The organism is Micromonospora trifolii, assembly GCF_050516465.1.
Taxonomy (GTDB): domain Bacteria; phylum Actinomycetota; class Actinomycetes; order Mycobacteriales; family Micromonosporaceae; genus Micromonospora; species Micromonospora trifolii.
Genome location: NZ_CP191526.1, coordinates 380,929 through 400,701, shown reverse-complemented (window position 1 = coordinate 400,701; position 19,773 = coordinate 380,929). Strand labels below are relative to the sequence as shown.

13 protein-coding genes are annotated in these 19,773 nt (G+C 71.9%); 5 read left to right on the top strand and 8 right to left on the bottom strand.

Annotated elements, in window-relative coordinates:
- Positions 1-5: 5 nt before the first annotated feature.
- Both ACQRWP_RS01845 and ACQRWP_RS01840 read right to left on the bottom strand, forming a co-directional pair.
- Positions 6-1,352 (bottom strand): aldehyde dehydrogenase family protein, encoded by a 1,347-nt coding sequence (locus tag ACQRWP_RS01845; protein ID WP_430503384.1) that lies wholly within the window; start codon positions 1,350-1,352, stop codon positions 6-8.
- A 123-nt stretch (positions 1,353-1,475) separates the two neighbouring features.
- Complete coding sequence (locus ACQRWP_RS01840) at positions 1,476-2,840, bottom strand: glutamine synthetase family protein (protein WP_430500521.1); 1,365 nt, start codon at positions 2,838-2,840, stop codon at positions 1,476-1,478.
- Between the two features lie 90 nt (positions 2,841-2,930).
- Between ACQRWP_RS01840 and ACQRWP_RS01835 the strand changes: the two genes are divergently transcribed.
- A complete protein-coding gene (locus ACQRWP_RS01835; RefSeq protein WP_430500520.1) occupies positions 2,931-4,079 on the top strand; it encodes a PQQ-dependent sugar dehydrogenase in 1,149 nt (382 codons plus the stop codon).
- A 17-nt stretch (positions 4,080-4,096) separates the two neighbouring features.
- Here ACQRWP_RS01835 and ACQRWP_RS01830 read toward each other — a convergent pair whose 3' ends face one another.
- The 5 genes from ACQRWP_RS01830 to pcaF form a co-directional block, all read right to left on the bottom strand.
- Positions 4,097-5,683, bottom strand: a complete 1,587-nt coding sequence (locus ACQRWP_RS01830; RefSeq protein WP_430500519.1) for an amino acid permease — start codon at positions 5,681-5,683, stop codon at positions 4,097-4,099.
- Between the two features lie 352 nt (positions 5,684-6,035).
- The gene (locus ACQRWP_RS01825; RefSeq protein WP_238679981.1) at positions 6,036-6,536 is read right to left on the bottom strand and encodes a DUF456 domain-containing protein; all 501 of its coding nucleotides are present in this window, start codon (positions 6,534-6,536) and stop codon (positions 6,036-6,038) included.
- A gap of 117 nt (positions 6,537-6,653) precedes the next feature.
- The gene (locus ACQRWP_RS01820) at positions 6,654-8,873 is read right to left on the bottom strand and encodes a putative bifunctional diguanylate cyclase/phosphodiesterase (protein ID WP_430500518.1); all 2,220 of its coding nucleotides are present in this window, start codon (positions 8,871-8,873) and stop codon (positions 6,654-6,656) included.
- Between the two features lie 4 nt (positions 8,874-8,877).
- Positions 8,878-9,690 carry an SAM-dependent methyltransferase gene (locus tag ACQRWP_RS01815; RefSeq protein ID WP_430500517.1) on the bottom strand — a complete coding sequence of 271 codons (813 nt, stop codon included), beginning with the start codon at positions 9,688-9,690 and terminating at the stop codon, positions 8,878-8,880.
- A gap of 110 nt (positions 9,691-9,800) precedes the next feature.
- Positions 9,801-11,006, bottom strand: a complete 1,206-nt coding sequence (gene pcaF, locus ACQRWP_RS01810; protein WP_430500516.1) for a 3-oxoadipyl-CoA thiolase — start codon at positions 11,004-11,006, stop codon at positions 9,801-9,803.
- 106 nt (positions 11,007-11,112) lie between these two features.
- On the opposite strand from pcaF, the gene ACQRWP_RS01805 reads away from it, so the two are divergent.
- From ACQRWP_RS01805 to ACQRWP_RS01790, 4 genes are all read left to right on the top strand, one after another.
- Entirely contained in the window at positions 11,113-12,075 is a 963-nt protein-coding gene (locus ACQRWP_RS01805) for a glutathione S-transferase family protein (RefSeq protein WP_430500515.1), read from the top strand.
- Complete coding sequence (locus ACQRWP_RS01800) at positions 12,068-12,751, top strand: DUF998 domain-containing protein (protein WP_430500514.1); 684 nt, start codon at positions 12,068-12,070, stop codon at positions 12,749-12,751. Before ACQRWP_RS01805 ends, ACQRWP_RS01800 begins: the two co-directional genes overlap by 8 nt.
- Positions 12,752-12,919: 168 nt before the next feature.
- Positions 12,920-14,212: a dicarboxylate/amino acid:cation symporter gene (locus ACQRWP_RS01795; protein ID WP_430503383.1), complete on the top strand. Its 1,293-nt coding sequence runs from the start codon at positions 12,920-12,922 to the stop codon at positions 14,210-14,212.
- Positions 14,213-14,281: 69 nt separating this feature from the next.
- Positions 14,282-15,349, top strand: a complete 1,068-nt coding sequence (locus ACQRWP_RS01790; RefSeq protein ID WP_430500513.1) for an NADH:flavin oxidoreductase/NADH oxidase — start codon at positions 14,282-14,284, stop codon at positions 15,347-15,349.
- Between the two features lie 48 nt (positions 15,350-15,397).
- On the opposite strand, the gene ACQRWP_RS01785 is transcribed toward ACQRWP_RS01790, so the two are convergent.
- On the bottom strand, positions 15,398-19,003 hold the full coding sequence (locus ACQRWP_RS01785) for an ATP-binding cassette domain-containing protein (protein WP_430500512.1): 3,606 nt from the start codon (positions 19,001-19,003) through the stop codon (positions 15,398-15,400).
- Between the last annotated feature and the right edge of the window lie 770 nt (positions 19,004-19,773).

Genomic DNA, 19,773 nt, shown 5'->3' with positions numbered 1-19,773 from the left:
TGGCGTCACTCCTCTGTCGCGATGAACACGTTCTTGACGTCCGTGAAGGAGTGCAGCGCGTCCGGGCCCAGCTCACGGCCGAGCCCGGAGCGCTTCATCCCGCCGAACGGGGTCCAGTAGCGCACCGAGGAGTGCGAGTTGACGCTGAGGTTGCCCGAGTCGACGGCGCGGGCCAGGCGCAGGGCCCGACCCACGTCCCGGGTCCAGATCGAGCCGGAGAGGCCGTACTCGGTGTCGTTGGCGAGCCGGACCGCGTCCGCCTCGTCGTCGAACGGCAGCACCGAGACCACCGGGCCGAAGATCTCCTCCCGCCAGTGCCGGTCGGCCGGCGAGTCGGCCAGCAGCACCGTGGGCGCGTGCCAGAACCCGGGGCCGTCGGGGCAGGAGCCGGTGAAGGCGACAGTCGCTCCGGCGAGATAACCGGCTACCCGGTCCCGGTGGGCCGCGGAGATCAGCGGGCCCATCTCGGCGGTGTCGCGGGACGGGTCCTCGACGCGCACCGCGCGTACCGCCGGTTCGAGCAGTTCCAGAAACCGGTCGTACACCGAGCGCTGGACCAGGATTCGCGACCGTGCGCAGCAGTCCTGGCCGGCGTTGTCGAAGACCGCGCCCGGCGCGGTCGCGGCGGCGCGTTCCAGGTCGGCGTCGGCGAACACGATGTTCGAGCTCTTGCCGCCCAACTCCAGGGTGAGTCGCTTCACCTGGACGGCGCAGCCGGCCATGATCCGGGTGCCGACCTCGGTGGAGCCGGTGAAGCAGATCTTGCGGACCGCCGGGTGGCTGACGAACCGCTCCCCCACCACCGAGCCCTCGCCCGGGATGACGGTGAAGACGCCGTCGGGCAGGCCCGCCTCGCGGGCCAACTCAGCCAGGCGCAGCGCGGTGAGCGGGGTCAGTTCGGCGGGCTTGAGCACCACTGTGTTGCCGGCGGCGAGCGCCGGGGCGAACCCCCAGGCGGCGATCGGCATCGGGAAGTTCCAGGGCACGATCACGCCAACCACACCGAGTGGCTCGTGGAAGGTGACGTCCAACCCGCCGGACACCGGGATCTGCCGCCCGGTCAACCGCTCGGGCGCGCCTGCGTAGTAGTCCAGGACGTCGCGGACGTTGCCCGCCTCCCACCGGGCGTTGCCGATGGTGTGCCCGGAGTTGCGCACCTCCAGCAGGGCCAGCTCGTCCAGGTGCGCGTCGACCACGACGGCGAACCGTCGCAACAACCGCGCCCGATCCCCCGCCCCCACCTGGCGCCAGGTATCGAATGCGGCAGCCGCCCGCGAGATGGCCGCGTCAACCTCGTCCACAGAGGCCGCAGCAACCTCCCGAAACTCCACCCCGCCAGCGGGATCCACCAAGACCGTCACACCCTCACCCCCTTGCGCGATCTTGCAGTTACTGCTCCGACAAGAGCCGTGAATCGCCACGAATCATCGACACAGAGTGCAAGATCGCGGGAGCCGGGGCGGGAGGCGCCGTGGTCAGAGGCGTTCGAAGCCACGGGTCAGCTCCCAGTCCGTCACCGCGGCGTCGAAGGCGGCCAGCTCGACTTTCGCCTGGTTGGCGTAGTGGGCCACCACCTCGGGGCCGAACGCCTCCCGGGCCGCAGTGGATTCTTCCCAGAGGGCCAGGGCATCGCGCAGGGTGCCGGGGACCCGCTCGGCCTCCGGGTCGTCGTACGCGTTGCCGGTGCACTCCGCGCCCAACTCCAGCTCGCCGTCGATGCCGTGCAACGCCCCGGCGACCAGCCCGGCGATCGCCAGGTACGGGTTGACGTCGGCGCCGGGCACCCGGTTCTCCACCCGCATGCCCTGCCCGTGCCCGACCACCCGCAGCGCGCAGGTGCGGTTGTCGACACCCCAGCGCAGCGCGGTCGGGGCGAACGATCCCGGCTGGTAGCGCTTGTAGGAGTTGATGTTCGGGGCGAAGAGCAGGCTGAACTCCCGCATGGTGGCGAGCAGCCCGGCGAGCACCCGCTGCCCGGTCTGCGACAGGTGCGCCGGGCCGTCGCCGAGCATCGCCGACGAGCCGGAGGAATCCCGTAGTGAGAAGTGGATGTGGCAGGAGTTGCCCTCCCGCTCGTTGGGCTTGGCCATGAAGGTGATCGCCATCCCCTCCTGTGCGGCGATCTCCTTGGCGCCGTTCTTGTAGATCACGTGGTGGTCCGCGCAGGTCACCGCCTCGTCGTACCGGAAGGCGATCTCGTGCTGCCCGAGGTTGCACTCGCCCTTGGCGCTCTCCGGGGTGAGCCCCGCGCCGGCCATCTCGGTGCGAATGCGACGCAGCAGCGGCTCCACCCGGGCGGTGCCGAGCAGGGAGTAGTCGACGTTGTACTGATTGGCCGGGGTGAGGTCGCGGTAGCCACGTTGCCAGGCGTCCTCGTACGAGTCGCGGAACAGCACGAACTCCAACTCGGTGCCGGCGTACGCGGTCAGCCCGTGCTCGGCCAGCCGGTCCAGCTGCCGGCGCAGGATCTGCCGAGGCGAGGCGACCACGTCACCCGAGCCGTCGAGCCAGGTCAGGTCGGCCAGCAGGAGGGCGGAGCCAGGCTGCCAGGGCATCCGGCGCAGGGTGGCGAAGTCCGGCACCATCGCGAAGTCGCCGTAGCCGCGTTCCCAGCTCGACATCGCGTACCCGTCGACGGTGTTCATGTCGACGTCCACGGCGAGCAGGTAGTTGCAGCCCTCGCTGCCGTGCTCGGCCACCTGATCGAGGAAGAACGGCGCGTGAAACCGTTTGCCCTGCAAGCGGCCCTGCATGTCGACCAGGGCCAGCACCACCGTGTCGATCTCACCGGCTTGGACGGCGACCCGCAACTCTTCCAGCGAAAACGGCGTTCTGCTCATCAGGGGGCCTCCATCACCAAGGTCTACTGGCAATCCGGATCACCGTCAATGCCCCCGGCCCGGTCGGCGGCAAACCCGCGAGGAGCTGTCATGCGTCTTCGAGCAATCCTGGCCGTCGCCGTCCTCGTCACCGGGCTGGGCACGGTGACGGCCGAGGCGGAGGCGGAGGCGCAGCCAACGCCTGGTCCGGTCATCGCACTGGGTGCCGGCGGTTTCGACTTCGCCGACCCGGAGGTCGTCGCGACGGGTCTCGACGTCCCCTGGGGGCTCGACTTCCTCCCCGACGGCAGCGCCCTCGTGGCGCAGCGCGACCTGGGCACCGTGGTGCGGATACGACCAGGTCAGCCTCCCGTGCAGGTCGCCCGGATCCCCGGGGTGGTCGCCGGCGGCGAGGCGGGGCTGCTCGGCCTGGCCGTCTCCCCCCGCTACTGGCTGGACAGGTGGGTGTACGTCTGCTTCACCACCGCCTCCGACATCCGCATCACGCGGTTCCGGCTCAGCACGCCGCAGACCCAGCAGGTGATCCTCAGCGGGCTCACGCGGGCGTCGGTGCACAACGGTGGGCGGATCGCCTTCGGCCCGGACGGGCTGCTGTACGCAGGCATCGGCGACGCCGGTGTCGCCTCCAACGCCCAGAACCTGGCCAGCCGCAACGGCAAGATCCTGCGGGTCCGACCGAACGGCGGCATCCCGGCGGACAACCTGTTCCCCGGCTCGCCGGTCTACAGCTACGGGCACCGCAACGTGCAGGGGCTGGCCTGGGACCCGAGCGGTCGCCTGTTCGCCACCGAGTTCGGTCAAGCCACCTGGGACGAGGTCAACGTCATCGTCCGGGGCGGCAACTACGGCTGGCCAATCGTGGAGGGCCCGAGCAACGACCCCCGGTTCCGTGCCCCGGTGGTCGTCTGGCCGCCGGCGCAGGCATCGCCGAGTGGTGCCGCCTTCACCAACGGCACCCTGTTCGTCGCCGCTCTGCGAGGCACACGGCTCTGGACCGTGCCGGTGGGGGCCTCCGGACAGGTTGGCACCCCGGTCGCCGAGCTCGTGGGCGCCTACGGCCGCCTTCGTACCGTCGTCGCAGCCCCGGACGGCTCGCTCTGGGTGGCCACCAGCAACCGGGACGCCAATGGCACGCCGGCGCCGGCGGACGACCGCATCCTGCGGTTCACGACCGGCGAGCGGCAGCCGCCGCCCGCCGGCCGTGCCGGATCCCACGCCGTTGACGCCGCGCAGCCCTGACCCGCCGCGGGGCACCGTCATTCCGACCCGTCGACCGCCGCCGACCGTCGTTCGTCAGCGGGTTCCTCGACGGTACGAACCGGGCCGGTGAACCACTTGCGGGCCGAGGCGTACCACCAGACGGCGACCACCAGTAGCACCCCGCCGACGGCGAGCGGCGCGTAGTTCACCGCCGACCAGGTGAACCCGTCGTTGCCGGGCACTCCGGCGGGCACGATCGGCAACACGAAGTAGACGGCGATGATCGCGATCTCGATCACCGCGATCCAGCCGAGCAGCTTGTACTTGCGGCCCAGCGTCCACGGCCCGGGGACGAACCGGTCGCCCATCCGCAGCCGGAGCGCGATCGGGATGAGGAACGACAGGTAGAGCCCGAGCACCGCGACGGAGACGACCGCGTAGAAGGCGATCGGGATACCGGCGGAGCTTTCGTACAGCGCCGGCAGGGTCAGCACCAGGCCGGCCAGGGTGGCGCCGATGATCGCGTTGACCGGGGTGCCGTTGCGGTCGACCTTCGACCACAGCCGCCAGCCGGGTACGGCACGGTCCCGGCTGAACGCGTACGCCATCCGGCTCATCGAGGTCACGCAGCTCATGCCGCAGAAGAACTGGCCGATGGTCGAGATGATGATGACGATCTTGAAGAAGACCGGGGTCAGCGCCGACTCGAAGATGGCGCCGGAGAAGCCGCCCGCGGCGTTGACCGCCTCGACGTCGGTGGCCGCGAAGAGGAACGCCAGCAGCAGGATCCAGCCGCCGACCGCCGAGTAGAAGATCGACTGCCAGAGTCCGCGGGCTGCGGCCTGTGAGGCGCCCCGGGTCTCCTCGGAGACGTGCGCGCAGGCGTCGAAGCCGGTGATCGTGTACTGGGTCAGCAGGAAACCCAGCGGCAGCACGTAGAACCAGAACGTCAGCCCGCCGATGTCCCCGTCGCCGAAGCCGGAGTTGTTGAACCGCTCGGTGAACACGAACTGGAAGCTCTGGTGGTTGTCGGGCACGAAGACCAGGATGGCCACCACGACGGCCGCGCCGGCCACGTGCCACCAGACCGAGACGTTCTGGAGTACGTCGATGATCCGGTGCCCGAAAATGTTGATCAGCCCGTGCAGCACCAGGATGATCACGAAGAGGACGAACGCCTGACGCAGCGTCCCGGCCCAACCGTCGAAGAGCGCCGACAGGGTGAGGTTGAGGAACGTCGCACAGCCGTAGTCGACCGAGGCGGTGACCGCCACCAGACCGATCAGGTTCAGCCAGCCGGTGAACCAGCCGTGCACCGGGCGGCCCATGGTGGCCGCCCACCAGTAGATCCCACCCGCGGTCGGGTACGCCGACACCAGCTCCGCCATGCAGAAACCGATGATCAGGATGAACAGCGAGATCAGCGGCCAGCCCCAGGAGATGGCAACCGGCCCGCCGTTGTTCCACGCCTGACCGAAGGTGGTGAAACAACCGGCCAGGATCGAGATGATCGAGAAGGAGATGGCGAAGTTGGAGAAGCCACTCCACTTACGGCGCAACTCCTGTTTGTAGCCGAGTTCGGCGAGCCGCCGGGCGTCGTCGTCCATTGGTTGCTCGGCGGTCGGCACGGGCGTCGTGGCCACTGCACACCTCCCTGAGGTGGTTCCGCGTGCGAGTGGGCAAAGTGTCGACCCGGCCGATCAAGGCGGTCAATACGTAGTCGGTGGGAATCTCACCGCCGTCGGGCTAATTGCGTTGCCGTCCGGCCGCCCCGGCCGGCATCCTGGACCAGTGACCAGGCCCGATAAGGGCCAACCCGGGCGCTCGGACCGCCCGACCCGGTGGCGCGGGGCACGCCTCTCTCTCACGTACGGCCACTCCGCCGTACCCGAAAAAGTGCCCCGCGCCCCACTCCACCTCGTGATCAAGGGGTTTGCGTCAGATTTCCGGCCATCCCTGACCGAAAGCTCTTGATCACCGCAGGAAGGGCGTGGGTCAGGTCAGGAGGAGGCCGGCTACCCAGAGGGCCGCGACCACGAGGCCGGCCAGGAACTCCACGAGCATCGACAGGCCGGCGGCCTTCAGGGCCTGCACGGTGGAGGGCCACGCGAGCTGGTTGCTGCCCAGCCGGAGCCGTTCGGCCGCCCACACCCCGGCGACGAAGCCGAGTACCAGGCCGACGACAGGCACCACGAAGAACCCGATGATGCCGAGCACCCCGCCGGCGAGCAGCGTGGACGTCGGCACACCGGTGCGCTTCAGGTTCCGGCCCGGCCACGCGTACTTGATCACGGCGCCGCCCCCGGCGACCAGGGTGGCGGCGGCGAACACCGCCCAGCCGCCCAGGCCGGCGCCGCCGAAGACCGCCCAGAGCAGCACGCCGCCCCAGCACAGCGGCAGCGCTGGCAGACCGGGCACCACCACTCCGGCCAACCCGGCCAGGATGGCCAGCCCGGCCACCACGGTCACCGCCGTCTGCGAGTCCGTCAGGTCCACGCCGCCACCCTCCGTCGCCACCCTCCGGATCGAAACAATCCCCCACTCACGCCAGCATTCCGCTTCGCTCCGTGCCGTCGCTTCGCGCCACGCTGCTGTGCCTGCTGGTTCGCTCGCTCACGCCAACACTCCGCTGCCGCGAAGCCGGGCCGTGATCACGTCGGCCGGGGCCGGCGCACCGAAGTAACGGCCCTGCCCGGTGTCGCAGCGCAGCGCCCGCAGCCGTTCCGCCTGCACGCCGGTCTCCACCGCCTCGGCCGTGACCCACAACTCCAGGGCGTGCGCCAACCGGACCAACGCGTCGACGATCCGTTCGTCGCGGTGGTCGGCCACCACGTCGGTCCCGTCCGCGCGGATGCCCTCGACGAACGGACCGGCGAGCTTCAGGCAGTGGATCGGCAACCGGCGCAGGTACGCCAGGTTGGAGTACCCGGTGCCGAAGTCGTCCACGGCCAGCCGGACGCCGAGCGCGGCGAGCCGGTGCAGGCTGCGCAGGGGTTCGCCGGCGCTGCCCATCACGGCGCTCTCGGTCAGCTCCAGTTGGAGCAGTTCCGCGGGCAGTCCGCTGGTCTGCAACGCGTCGGCGACGGTGTCCACGATGGCTGGTTCGTCGGCCTGCCGGGCGGCCAGGTTGACGCTGACCACCAGCCTGGCGTCGGGGAACTCCCGCCACCACCGCTCGGCGTCTTCGCAGGCCCGTCGCAGCACCCACTCGCCGAGCCGGACGATCAGGCCGGTCTCCTCGGCCAGGCCGATGAACCGGTCCGGCCCGATCAGGCCCAGCTCCGGATGCTCCCAACGGACCAGTGCCTCCACCGCGAGCATGGTGCCCTCCAGCAGCGACACGATCGGCTGGTAGTGCAGCACGAACTCGCCCCGGTCCAGTGCGGCGGGAAGCCCGGCGACCAGCGCCGAGCGGGCGATGTCCCGGGCGCCGCGCTCCGGGTCGTAGACCGCCCACCGGCCCCGGCCCGCCGCCTTGGCCCAGTAGAGCGTGGTGTCCGCGGCCTTCATCAGTTCGGATGCGCTGGTCTCCGAGGCCGGGCACTGCACGATGCCCACACTGGCCGAGACGGCCAACTGGTGCTCGCCGACGTGGACCGGGGCTGCGACGGCGGCCAGCGCGGCCTCCGCGACGGCGACCGGGTCGTCGGTGTCGTCTCCTCCGTCGACGAGGATCACGAACTCGTCGCCCCCCATCCGGGCGACCAGGTGGCCGTGGTCGGCCACGCACGCGGCCAGCCGCCGGCCGATCATCACGAGCAGCCGGTCACCGAGGTCGTGGCCGAGACTGTCGTTGATCGCCTTGAAGCCGTCCAGGTCGAGGAAGCACACCCCGACCTGCTGCCCGACGCCCGCGGTGTCGAGCACCCGTCCCAACGTCTCGAAGAACAGCGTCCGGTTGGGCAGCCCGGTCAGCGGGTCGTGCAGCGCCTGGAAGCGCAGCCGCTGCTGGAGTTCGTACCGCTCGGTGATGTCCTCGATCATCGCGACGGTGAATCGCGGCCGGCCCTCGTGTCGGATCAGCGAGACGGCAAGATCCGTCCAGACCACGGTGCCGTCCTTGCGGTGGTAGCGCTTCTCCACCCGGGCCGCGTCGTGCTTGCCCTCGATCATCTCCTGGTAGAGCTCCCACATCCCGGCCGCGTCGTCGGCGTGGAACAGCGCCGCCACGTTGATCTCGCGCAACTCCTCGATCGAGTAGCCGAGCATGTCGGCGAACGCCTGGTTGACGTCGATGATCCGACCGTCCACGCCGGCGATCCCGATCCCGATCGCGGCGCCGGTGAACACCGCCCGGAACCGTGCCTCGCTCGCACGCAGCGCCTGCTCGACCTCGTCGCGTGCCTGCCAGGCCGACCGGGCGATCCGCTCCTGCTGGCTGAAGGTGCGGTCGCGCAGGGCACGGGCGAACCCGGCGGCCAGCCCGCCCTGCACCGCCGCGACCCGGTCGGCGAGGTCGGCTGGCCGGTCACCGTCGCCCAGCACCTGACGCCCGAAGGTCGCGCCGAGCGCGTGCAGCGTCCACTCCAGGGCCTGCGGCTCGGTGATCTGCGCCTCCACCAGGGCCCGCCCGACCTCCTCGGCCGGGTGAGCGCTGAACGGCTCCGCCCGTACCACCTGGGCCAGCCGGAGCGTGTGCACCAGCAGCAGCCGCTCGGTCTCGGCCACGCTGAGCGGCACGAACCCGAGCCGGCGCACCGCGCGGGCCCAGTCGGCGGCGTACCCCTGGGCATCCGCCCGACCGGCAACGACCCCGGCGGGGTCCCGACCGGCAACGACCCCGGCGGGGTCCCGGCCGGCAACGACCCCGGTCGGGTCCGGGACGGCGGCCACGAGATCAGCCGGCGGGCTGGTCGTACCGGGCGACGCCCCCGAAGGCGCCGAACCGCTCCGGGTGCTCGTCCACGTCGGACGGTGAGTCCGGGCGCCAGAGCGGCATGTGCACCACGCCCGGTTCCAGGACGGTCCAGTCGCCGAAGAAGCCGGTGACCTGCGCGCGGGAGCGCAGGGTGATCTCGGTGGCGGTGCGGGCGGAGAGGCGCTGGGCGTCCAGCATCTCCTGCGGCTGGTCCTCGAAGGTGGAGTGTGAGACGACCAGGAAGCTGCCCGGCGCGGCGGCGGCCCGCAGGGTGGCCAGGATCGCCTCGGGCCGGTCGGTGTCCGGGATGAAGTGCACCACCCCGGCCAGCAGGATGCCCATCGGTCGACTGAAGTCGATCAGCCCGAGCTGTCGGGTCTCGGCGAGGATCCGCTCCGGCTCACGCAGGTCGGCGTGGATCACCCCGGTCAGCTCGTTGCCGGCCAGCAGCTCCCGGCTGTGTGCGACCGCCACCGGGTCGATGTCGACGTACACGACGCGGGCCTTGGGGTTCACCCCCTGCGCCACCTCGTGCACGTTGCCCACGGTGGGAATTCCGGAGCCGATGTCGAGGAACTGGTCGATGCCGGCATCGAGCAGCACCCGGACGGCCCGGCGCAGGAATTCCCGGCCAGAGCGCATGGTGGCGGCGAGATTCGGGGTCATGCTGGCGATCTGCTCCGCCAACTGCCGGTCGATCTCGAAGTTGTGCGCTCCACCCAGAAAGTAGTCGTACACCCGGGCCGCGCTCGGCCTGGTCAGATCGATCTCGGTCGGCAGTCCGTCCGGCATCAGCGTGCTCCCCAGTTCATCGCCGCGGCGCGGGACGGCACCGGCGTCGGGTCGCGCAGCGGGCACGCGTGGGCACCGGTCGACCCGCGGGTCGTGTGGTGTGGACCACTCTAGGCGGCTGACTCCAGCAACAGCGAGATGCCTTGACCAACGCCGATGCACATGGTGGCCAGAGCCCGGCGGCCGCCGCGGCGGCGCAGCTCCAGTGCGGCGGTCAGCGCCAGCCGCGCGCCGCTGGCGCCGAGCGGGTGCCCCAGCGCGATGGCCCCACCGTTCGGGTTGACATGGTCGGCGTCCACGGGCAGCCCCAGCTCGCGCAACACCGCCACGGACTGCGCGGCGAACGCCTCGTTCAGCTCCACCACGTCCACCGCGCCCATCTCGACGCCGAGGCGGTCGAGCAGCTTGCGGGTGGCCGGCACCGGACCGATCCCCATGATCCGGGGCGGCACACCGGCCGCCGCCGCACCGACGATCCGGGCCAGCGGGGTCAGGCCGTACCGGGCAACCGCCGCCTCGCTGGCCACCAGGAGCGCCACCGCGCCGTCGTTGACGCCCGAGGAGTTGCCGGCGGTCACCGTGCCACCGTCGCGGAACGGGGTGGGCAGCGCGGCCAGCTTTTCCAGCGTGGTCTCCCGGGGGTGCTCGTCGACCTCGACCAGCCGCGTCTCCCGACGACCGGCCGGCACGGACACCGCCACGATCTCCTCGGCGAACCGGCCGTCGGCCTGCGCCTTGGCCGCGCGCTGCTGCGACCGGTACGCGAAGGCGTCCTGCTCGGCCCGGCTGACGCCGTACTCGGCGGCCACGTTCTCCGCCGTCTCCGGCATCGAGTCGACCCCCCACCCGTCACGCATCAACGGGTTCACCAACCGCCAGCCCAGGGTGGTGTCGTACACCTCGGCCGAGCGGGAGTACGCCGACGTCGCCTTCGGCATGACGAACGGCGCGCGGCTCATGCTCTCCACCCCGCCGGCGATCACCAGCTCCGCGTCCCCGGCGACGATCGATCGGGCGGCGGTGGCGAGCGCGTCCAGGCCCGAGCCGCAGAGCCGGTTGACAGTGCTGCCCGGCACCTCCTCGGGAAGCCCGGCCAGCAGCGCCGCCATCCGGGCCACGTTGCGGTTGTCCTCGCCGGCCTGGTTGGCGCAGCCGAGCACGACGTCGTCGACCCGGGACCAGTCCACCGACGGGTGGCGGGCGACCAGCTCACGGATCACGTGCGCGGCCAGGTCGTCGGGGCGGACGCCGGCCAGCGCGCCCGCGTACCGGCCGATCGGGGTGCGGACACCGGCCACCAGGTATGCCACGGTCATCGCGAGTCCTTAGGGGGTGCAGACGGCGGGGGTGGGGCACGCCCACCGGGTCGCGAGGGCTGCCGGCCGCCAGGATATCCGCGCCGGCAGCGGATAGGTTGACGGCATGGCCCGGGCCCAGTTCAGCGCAGAGACCAGCGGCGGCGCGTTCGTCCGCCAGCCGAACCGGTTCACCGGTCGGGTCACCGCCGACTCGACCTCGCCACCCGGCGGCGGCCCGGACGAGCAGGACCGCTGGCCACTGGAGGCCGGCCGTTACCGGCTGATCTGGTGTCGGGCCTGCCCGTGGGCGCACCGGGCGAGGATCGTGCGCGGTCTGCTCGGGCTGGACGACGCCATCTCGCTGGGCACCGTCGACCCGATCCGGGACGAGCGGGGCTGGGCGTTCGCCCTCGACCCGGACGGCTTCGACCCGGTCCTCGGCGTGAGCTTCCTCTCCGAGGCGTACCTGGCCACCGACCCGGACTACACCGGCCGGGTGACCGTGCCGGCGCTCGTCGACACCCTGACCGGCCGGGTGGTCACCAACGACTATCCGCAGCTCACCCTCGACCTCTCCACGCAGTGGCGGTCGCTGCACCGTGCGGGGGCGCCGGACCTCTACCGGGAGGCACTGCGCCCCGAGATGGACGCGCTGATGGCCGAGATCCACACCGACGTGAACAACGGCGTCTACCGGTGCGGGTTCGCCACCTCCCAGGAGGCGTACGACGAGGCGTTCCGGGCGCTCTTCGCCCGACTGGACGCGCTCTCCGAGCGGCTGGCCGGGCAGCGTTACCTGATGGGTGACGCGATCACCGAGGCGGACGTGCGGCTGTTCACCACGCTGGTCCGCTTCGACGCCGCGTACCACGGGCACTTCAAGTGCAACCGCAACAAGCTGACCGAGATGCCGGTGCTCTGGGCGTACGCCCGGGACCTGTTCCAGACGCCGGGCTTCGGCGAGACGGTGGACTTCGACCACATCAAGCGGCACTACTACGGCACGCACCGGGAGATCAATCCCAGCGGCATCGTGCCACTCGGGCCGGACGAGTCCGCCTGGAGCACGCCGCACGGGCGTGGCTGAGCCGGGTCGGCCCGCCGCCCCGACCGTGCCGAGGGCCCGTGGCGACGTCGCCCGCCGGGTCGCCGGGTCCGCCGCGGCCGGCTGCACCCTGGCCGGTGCGGTGGCGGTGACGCTCGCCGTGGTCGCCGGTCCCGGTCCAGGGCTCACCGGGTACGTCAGCGAGGCGGGCATCGCCGGCAGCGCCCACGCCACGACGTACCGGATCGGGATCCTGGCCCTTGCCGGCGCGTTGCTGCTGATCGGCGCGGCGCTGCCCCCCGGGGTGTGGGCGGCGGCCCCGGCGCTGCTCGCCACCGGGGCCGTGTTCACCGCCGTGTCCGGGGCGGTGACCTGCTCCGACGGCTGCCCGTTGCCGCCGTTCGAGCGCGCCACGACGGCGGACCTGGTGCACGGCGGCGCGAGCATCGCGGCGACCGCGTCCGTGGTCTTCGCCATGATCGCGCTCGCCGTCTCCGGGCCGGCCGGCCGGACGGTGCGTCGGCTGGCCGGCGTCGCCGCCGCGCTGGCTCTGCCGCTCTGTGCCACGGTGGGACTGGCGATGCTCGTGATCGGTCGAGGCCCGGTGGTGGGGGTGCTGGAACGGCTGATCCTCGCCCTCACGGTGCTGTGGGGCGTGGGCACCGCCACCGCGCTGGCCCTCTGTAAGGAGCCTCACGCCGTCCGGTCCTTCCGATGAGCGGGAATCGGCGTATCGTCGGCCAGCGATGACCAATGTCTGGGGCCTCACTGTCCGCCTGTATGTCGATCTCCGACTGCAGGCCAGTGGCATCTGTCCGGGCTAGCCGCGTTCCTACGCCTGCCCCGATCGGACCGGACAATTGGATACATCCCCATGCCCTTCAGCCTGCGCAAAATTCCCTTCTCCGTGCAGATCCTGCTCGGCCTCGTGCTCGGCGTCGCGCTGGGCTTCCTGGCCCGCAGCAACGACCTGAGTTGGCTGACCAGCACCCTGCACACCGTCGGTAGCCTCTTCGTCCAACTCCTCAAGCTGGCCGTGCCGCCGCTGGTCTTCACCGCCATCGTGGTCAGCGTGGTCAGCCTGCGCGGCGTCGCCAACGCCGCCCGGCTCGCCGTCAAGACCCTGCTGTGGTTCGGCATCACCGCACTGATCGCGGTGAGCATCGGCATCGGCCTCGGCCTGCTCACCAACCCGGGCAAGGGCGTGACCCTCGACCTGGGCGGAGCGGCACCGCCGAAGAACACCGGCTCGTGGACCGACTTCCTCACCGGGATCGTGCCCACCAACCCGGTCGGCGCGTTCGTCGAGGGCAACGTCCTCCAGATCGTCTTCCTCGCCGTCGTCATCGGTGCCGCGGCCCTGCTGGTCGGCGAGGCCGCCGAACCGTTCGTGGCGCTGAACCGCTCCCTGCTGGAGATCGTCCAGAAGGCGCTCTGGTGGGTCATCCGGCTCGCCCCGATCGGCACCCTCGGCCTGATCGGCAACGCCGTCGCCTCGTACGGCTGGGATCTGCTGGCCCCCCTCGCGAAGTTCACCACCGCCGTCTACGTCGGCTGCGCCATCGTGCTGTTCGTGGTCTACCCGCTGGTGCTGATCCTCGCCGGCCGCCTCAACCCGCTGCGCTTCTTCGCCGGTGCCTGGCCGGCGATCGAGCTGGCCTTCGTGTCCCGCTCCTCGGTCGGCACCATGCCGGTGACCCAACGCTCCGTCGAGCGTCTCGGCGTGCCCCGCGAGTACGCCTCGTTCGCGGTGCCCTTCGGCGCGACCACGAAGATGGACGGTTGCGCCGCCATTTACCCGGCCCTCGCCGCGATCTTCGTGGCCCAGGTGTTCGGCGTGCACCTCGGCATCGGCGACTACCTGCTGATCGCCTTCGTCTCGGTGGTCGGCTCGGCGGCCACCGCCGGCCTGACCGGCGCGATCGTGATGCTCACCCTGACCCTCAGCACGCTGGGTCTGCCGCTGGCCGGCGCCGGCCTGCTGCTGGCCATCGACCCGATCCTGGACATGATCCGCACCGCCACCAACGTCGCGGGGCAGGCGTTGGTACCGACAGTGGTCGCCGCCCGCGAGGGCACTCTCGACCGGGCCGCGTACGAGTCCGCCGGCCGGCGTGACCTGACCGACCCGGAGCCGGTCGCCGACACCCGGCCCGAGCTCACCCCCGTTCCTGCCTGATCGATTCACCAGTACGACGACGGGCCCCTCTCCCCGGGGGCCCGTCGCCGTGTCGGAGAGGATGACCCCATGAGTTCCCTGTTCACTCCCCTGGCCCTGCGCGGGGTCACAGTGCCCAACCGGATCGCCATGGCACCGATGTGCCAGTACTCCGCCGGCCCCGACGGTCTGCCCACCGACTGGCACCTGATCCACCTCGGCAGTCGCGCGGTCGGTGGCGCCGGCCTGGTGCTGACCGAGGCGACCGCCGTACTCCCCGAGGGCCGGATCAGCCCGCAGGACACCGGCCTCTGGTCCGGCGCGCACGTCGACGCCTGGCGACCGGTGACCGCGTTCGTCGCCGCCCACGGCGCGGTGCCGGCCGTGCAGCTCGCGCACGCCGGCTTCAAGGCCTCCACCTACCGGCCGTGGGCACCGGAGAGCGGTGGCGTGCCGGACGCCGAGGGCGGCTGGACGCCCGTCGCCCCCGGCTCGGAGCCGTTCACCGCCGACTACCGGACGCCGACCAGCCTCGACGAGGCCGGCATCGCCGGTGTGGTCGAGGCGTTCGCGGCCGGAGCCGTTCGCGCCCTGGACGCCGGCTTCGCCGCCGTGGAGATCCACGCCGCCCACGGTTACCTGCTCAACGAGTTCCTGTCGCCGCTGACCAACCACCGCACCGACGCGTACGGCGGTGACCGGGCCGCCCGGATGCGGCTCACCCTGGAGGTGGCGCGCGCGGTGCGCGCCGCGGTCGGCGAGGACGTGCCGGTGCTGACCCGGATCTCCGCCACCGACTGGGTCGAGGGCGGCTGGACGATCGAGGACAGCGTGGTGCTCGCCGGTGAGCTGGCCGGCGTCGGCGTCGACCTGGTCGACGCGTCCTCCGGTGGGGTGAGCACGGACCAGCGCATTCCGCTCGGCCCCGGCTACCAGGTGCCGCTGGCCGCCCAGATCCGCCGCGAGGCCGGCGTGCCGACCGGCGCGGTGGGCCTCATCGTGGAGCCCGAGCACGCCGAGCAGATCGTCGCCGGCGGCGAGGCCGACCTGGTGCTGCTGGGCCGGGAGTTGCTGCGCGACCCGTACTGGCCGCGCCGAGCCGCCGCGAAGCTCGGCGTCGCGTACTCCGGGCCCGCCCAGTACGCCCGCGCCGCCTGATCCCGGCCGGTCGGGCGGCCGCCGCGTGAGCGGCCGCCCGACCGTCGGTCAACCGGCCAGGTGCGACCAGTCGCCCTCCAGGTCCTGCCAGGTGCCCTGAGCGGCCACCGTGCCGCCGAGCAGCACCACCACGTGGTCGGCCCGGACCAACGCGGCGCGCTTCGCGGTCGAGCCGACAACTGTCACCCCGTGGGCGCGCAACGCCTGCCACAGCGCCAGCTCGGTGGTGACGTCCAGCGCCGACGACACGTCGTCGGCGACCAGCAGCTCGGTACGCGGGGCCAGCGCCCGGGCCAGCGCCAGCCGCTGCAACTGCCCGCCGGAGAGCCGGGTGCCCTTGTGCCCGATGAGCAGGCCCAGCCCGCCACCGGCGGCGGCCAGGTCGTGGTCGAGCTGGGCGGTGCTGACCGCCCCCGCCGCGTCCACCTGGTGCCCGAGGGCGATGTTCTCGGCCACCGTGCCGGAGAGCACCCGGGGCAACTGACCGACGTAGCCGACCTGGTTGGGACGCAGGAACAACTCCGGCTCGGTGACCGGGTCACCATTCCAGGCCAGCTCGCCGGTGTGGTGCACGATCCCGGCCAGCGCCCGCAGCAACGAGGACTTGCCCGACCCCACCGGCCCGACGATCAGCACCAACTGCCCCCGCTGCACGGTCAGGTCCACGTCCCGGACGGCCACCGTCCCGTCGGAGTGCACCACCCCGAAGCGACGCAGCTCCAGCCGGCGCAGCGGATGCCGGGGCGGCATGGTCGGCGCGGGCGCCGTCCCGGCCGTCAGGTCGACCTCCGGCACCCCCGCGGAATACGCGCTCACCCCGGTCATCGCCGCCGTGCGCCGGGTCCAGACCCGCGCCGAGGGCAACTGCGAGATCAACGAGGCCGTCGTCCAGGCGAACCAGCGGGCCGCGCCCAGGGTGGAGACGGCCACCAGCACCGCCCCGGCGGAGAGCGAACCGTTCAGGTAGAGCGCCCAGGCGCCGATCGGCAACAGCCCACTGGCCATCGACGGTGTGGAGCGCGCCCACACCTGCACCGAGATCTCCCGCCGCTGCCGGTCGCTGCGCAGCACGTCCAGGCCCGCCAGGTGGCGCAGCACCGCCGCGGTCGCGCCGGCGAGCTTCACCGTCCGCGCCGCGGAGAGCGCGGACACCAGCGCCGTGGCGAAGGCAGCCCGCGCCGCCACCGTCGCCCGGGCCGCACGCTCCAGCTTCGGCCCGAACAACGTCGCGGCCAGCCCGGAGACCACCATCGTGCCGAGGAAGAACAGCCCGGGTACGACGCTGCCGGTGACCGCCGTCATGGCGACCACGAGCACCAGCGCGACGGTCTGGTCCAGCACGTTGTCGGCGAGTTGGACCACCCGCTCGGTGTCCCCACCCTGCGCCACCACCTCGGCGGGGGTGTGGGAGCTGACCCGGCGCGGCCCGGTCTGGCCGTGCACCAGGCGTAGACCGATCCGCAGCATCTGCCGCACCCACCACTGCGGGAACCAGACGTGGGTGTAGAAGGGCAGCGGCAGGGTGATCAGCAACCCCGCGACGATCCCCACCGCCGGCAGGTACGGGTTGCCGGTCCCGTCGACCAGGTCCGCCCAGAGCCAGGGCAGCACCGGGCCGTCCAGCCCGAGCAGACTGAGCCCGAGGAACAGCACGATCGCCGCCGCCCCGTACCGGGGATCGTTGGTGCAGAGTCGGAGGATCTCCCGCAGCGTCCGAGCCGGCGGCACCGGCGGCAGTGGCGGCGGGTCGGCCCGGGTCGGCGCGACCGCGCCCTGCGTGCTGTCGGGCGGTGTCTCCCGCGTGGCCTGCTCATTCGGCTGTACCCGCGTTGGTGCCGGCTCGGTCGGCCAGGCGGCGCCCTGCTCATTCGCCACGACCGGCTCGACCCGCGCGGGTGCCGGCTCGGCCGGCCAGGGGTCGGCCGGGCCGGGGCCGACCAGCAGGTCGGTGCCGACGCCGGTGCGACCGGTCGGCGCCACCGTGGCGTACGCGGCGGCGTGGCTGGTCGCCAACAGTTCGGCGAAGCGCGTCGACGTCTCCAGCGGACCGGCCTCGACCACCGCGCCGTCGGCCAGGACGACCACCTCGTCGCAGCGGCGCACCGAGGAGAGTCGGTGCGCGATGACGATGCCGATCCGGTCGCGCAGCAGTCGTTCGGTGGCCCGCTGCACCCGTGCCTCGGTGACCGGGTCCAGCCGCGCGGTGGCCTCGTCGAGGATCACCACGTGCGGCTCCCGGACCAGGATCCGGGCGAACGCCACCAACTGCTCCTGACCGGCGGAGAGCACGTGCCCGCCCTCCCCCAACCGGGTCGTCAACCCGTCCGGCAGCTCGGCGATCCACCCGGCCAGGCCCAGCTCGTCGAGCGCCCGAGCCGCCGCGTCGAGCAACTCCGGGTCGAAGAGCGCCACGTTCTCGGCGAGCGTGCCGGCCAGGATCTCGGTGCGCTGCGGTACCAACGCCACCCAGCGGCGCAACTGCTCGACGTCGAGGTCGCACAGGTCGGTTCCCCCGAGGAAAACCGTGCCCGGCGGCACGTCGACCGCCCGGGTGAGCACCTTCGCCAGCGTCGACTTGCCCGAACCGGTCCGTCCGATCAGCGCGTACGACCGACCGCGCGCGAAGGTGAGGCTGAGCCCGCGCAGCGCGGCCCCCCGGTCACTTTCGCCGTACCCGAATGTCAGGTCCCGGATGCGCAGGTCACCCTCGCTCGGGCTGGCCCCGCCGACCGGCTCCTGGCGGGCCTTGTAGAGCAACTGCACCCGCGCCCACGCGCCGAGGGCCTCCTGGATCTCCGGCACCATCCGGCTGACGTGCTCCGCGGTCGCTCCGAAGGCCAGGGCGAGCAGCCAGATGGCGGTGAGCCGGGCGGCGTCGATGCGGTCGGTGGCCAACGCCCAGGCACCGCCGAGCACCACCGCGCCGATGCCCGCCCGGATCGTCGCGGTCGCCACCGTCGCCACCCGGGCGGACAGCACCCAGACCACCAGGCCCCGGGACAGCACGGCGGCAGCCCGCCGGGCGTACAACCGCAGCACGTACGGCCGCGCCAAACTGGTGCGTACGTCGTCCTGGCCGTGCACCGCCTCCTCCATCACGGCGGCCAGGTCGGACCACGCCTCCTCCTCGGCCATCCGGGCCGGGCCGATCCGCGCCGTGGGCCGGCGCAGGCCGACCGCGAGCACCACCGTGAGCAGCACCATCGCGATCCCCGCCGGCCACCACACGAACAGCGCCACGACCATCGACAACAGACCGACGCAGAGGCCCTGGGCGAGTCGGGTGCCCTGGTTACGAATCGCCGACGCCACCTGATAGACGTCCCCGTCGATCCGGTCCAGCAACTCGCCCACCGGAGTGGTCTCCAGGGTGGGCAGATCCTGCCCGAGAGCGACACGACAGAGCCGGCGACGCACATCAGCGGACCAGTCGGCGGTCAGACCGGCCATCAGCAGACTCACCGCGAGGTCGCTGAGGACCACGGCGACCAGGGCCACGGCCAGTACGCCGAAGAAACCAGCCGAACGATGCACCAGCACCGCGCCGGCCAGCGCCGACGCGCCCGCCTGCCCCGCGGCCCCCAGCACGATCAGGACGGCCACGATCGTCATACGACGGGTCGAAGTACCCCACAGATCACGGAGCAGGCGCATGGAAAGTCCTCCGGGACGTGGGTGGCGGAGACCTCAGCCTGCCGGCACCACCCCGTCAACTCAACCGATTTTCCGGTCCTGAGCAGGGCATCCATCAGTTCCGCCAGCGGCGACAACTGACCTGCTCGATGCCGCAGCCACAGCCGCGCCGCCCGATGCCTGAACCAGACAGAGGGCACCGAACCGACGATTTCCGAGTCATCGTCGCCAGCGGCCGGGGCAAAGCCGGCACAGTGGGCGAACCAAGGCCGACGGTCCGGGGCCAGAGCCGGCGGGGTAGGCAGGTCAGGGCCGACAGGCCCGGATCGAAGCCGGCGCGGTGGGCAGGTCAGGGCCGGCAGGCCCGGGTCAGCGCCGGCAGAACCCCGGTGGCACTGCCGGCACCCTGGGAGTTTTGTCCGATCTGATGCCATCTAGACACCCGCGGTCCCATCAGAGGCTTCTTGATCGACTCGGGTTCCTTGATATCGCGGTGTCCCGGCATCCCGGATGCCCCGACTTCCGTGAACGCGAGTGGATCACGCGGGTGAGGGTGATTCGACGGCGCAGGCCCGGCGGGTGCGTGGGCGGTTTGTCCGTTGGTGGGTGCTTGCGGGGTTGTGACCGGGCGCACCCGTGGGCCGGAATCATGGCGGGGCCGGGGTCGTTACATACCCTGACGATCGCAGTACCACCGACCCGCCGCCCGACCCTTGAGGGCTGGTCGCGCAGGTTGGAATGCCAGCCCGCACCCGGTCGTTGCAGTCCCCACGACCGACCGCCTGGCACCG